Below are 1,391 nucleotides of genomic sequence, written 5' to 3' on the forward strand. Positions count from 1 at the left end.
AGAAAAGGCAGCGGACTTAACGGCGATAAGGCAGCATGCCCGAACAGGACGGCCTATCGGCGACGACGCGTTTGTTGACTATTTGGAGGCTTTAACGGGGCGAAAGCTAAAGAAAAGAAGGCCAGGGCCAAAACCTAGAGTTAAGTAAGCTGTCCCCGTAATTCCCAGACCACCGGCACCCAGGCGGCGACCTATCGCTACGACGCCAACGGCAGCTTGACTGACGATACGACCGGGCGGGTGTTGGCGTATACCACGTTTGACAAGCCCCGCCGGATTGAAAAAGACGGTCATACCACGGTGTTCGAGTACGGCCCGGATCGCCGCCGCCTGGCCCGGGTGGACAGCAGTGCGGCAGGGGTGGTGACCACCCGTTACCAGGGTGCGGTGGAGCGGGTGACGCATACCACGGCCGGCGGCGGTTTCGTCAAGGCGTACCTGCGCCGCTCGATCAACGGGGTGGCGATTATCCGGTTGGACCTGCAGGGGTTCCGGGGACAGTTTACCTAACTCGATCAGCCTCGTGATTTGGTCATGCGGGTTGAGCCGATCTGCGTAACGGGAAATGCTGACAGGTCAATTAAGCAGCCAGGATTACAGTGTGTACCCGGAGCTGACCGCCAACCGGAGTTATACGGGGCATGAGATGCTCCGAGCTTAAATTCCCTGGTATAAGTCTTGTCTGACCCTCTTTCTCCGGCCACAGGGATACTCCTGGGATGACATTGTCGCCGATATAAAGTCTCCGTGAAACTGAGGGATGCTCAAACACTCCCTAAATTACAAGATGAGAGGAAATGCAAATGTATAAAATCGCAAACTACGCCCTGCTCTTGATGATGCCGCTATGCTGCCAGGCCGGGAAAGTGACCTCAAAAATAACACATCTCGCCGCTGCAACGGTCCAGTATGGAACCTTGACACTGGAGACACCGGCTTCGACAAAACCCACATGTGCCGATGAGTATACGATTATGTCCTTTGATAAAACCACCAGCCACGGGCGAGACATGTATTCCATGGCGTTGGCAGCATTGACTGCCCAACTGCGATTGAGTGTAACTTATAGCGACACTGAGTGCGGACTATATGGCACCAGAGCCGTGGTTACCCGCTTGGATATCTATGCCAGGTAGCCTTCGCGGGTTCTGGGGACAGTTTGTTTAACTCGATCAGCCCCGTGATTTGGTCAGTGAAAGACTAACTTTTATACAAGGAGTACTACCATGGCAAGGATGCCGCGATTAGTTGTGCCGGGTTTTCCTCATCATTTAACGCAGCGAGGTAACCGGCGAATGAGAACATTTTTTGCTCAGCAAGACTATCAGTTTTACCTGGATTTGGTCGCTGAGGTTAAAGAAGCTGTTGGTGTTCAGATTTGGGCCTATTGT

At 53.6% G+C, this 1,391-nt stretch carries 2 protein-coding genes; both read left to right on the forward strand.

All coding sequences use genetic code 11. From position 1 onward, the window contains the following. Positions 1–216: 216 nt before the first annotated feature. Complete coding sequence (locus FKG94_RS28580) at positions 217–510, forward strand: hypothetical protein (RefSeq protein ID WP_142930357.1); 294 nt, start codon at positions 217–219, stop codon at positions 508–510. Between the two features lie 293 nt (positions 511–803). Further along, positions 804–1,136 (forward strand): hypothetical protein, encoded by a 333-nt coding sequence (locus FKG94_RS28585; RefSeq protein ID WP_142930358.1) that lies wholly within the window; start codon positions 804–806, stop codon positions 1,134–1,136. Positions 1,137–1,391: the final 255 nt, after the last annotated feature.

Origin of the sequence: Exilibacterium tricleocarpae, assembly GCF_007004655.1 — a bacterium.
In the GTDB taxonomy this organism is placed as follows: Bacteria; Pseudomonadota; Gammaproteobacteria; order Pseudomonadales; family Cellvibrionaceae; genus Exilibacterium; species Exilibacterium tricleocarpae.

Excerpts from the sequence above, each read along its gene's own strand:
- FKG94_RS28585 (WP_142930358.1), top strand. The coding sequence starts at position 804 with ATGTATAAAATCGCAAACTACGCCCTGCTCTTGATGATGCCGCTATGC.